The 246-nt window shown below is 49.6% G+C and carries 1 protein-coding gene; it reads right to left on the reverse strand.

Annotated elements, in window-relative coordinates:
• A partial coding sequence (locus SB754_RS22210; RefSeq protein WP_410784449.1) for a hypothetical protein occupies nucleotides 1-205 on the reverse strand: 205 nt, incomplete at its 3' end.
• Between the last annotated feature and the right edge of the window lie 41 nt (nucleotides 206-246).

Consider the following 246-nt stretch of genomic DNA (forward strand, 5'->3'; position numbering starts at 1 on the left):
CCTCAGCGCCAGCCAGATTTGCAGTTACTGGAGCCTCTTTGAGCGTTACAAGAGCAGCGATGATCAAGCTTGGGAATAACTCCAGTCCAATAGCAAACCCAGCGCAGATGAGAAGGATAAATACAGGTGGCACCGAGCTACCTTTTTCGATCAGGCTCTCGATCTCAACGATCTCTGAAGAGATTTTATCGATGCGTGCCCGCACTTCTGCTATCTCCTCACGCTCGTGCTTAGTAGCCAATTCAT

Origin of the sequence: Leifsonia sp. SIMBA_070 (assembly GCF_046534635.1) — a bacterium.
In the GTDB taxonomy this organism is placed as follows: Bacteria; Actinomycetota; Actinomycetes; order Actinomycetales; family Microbacteriaceae; genus Leifsonia.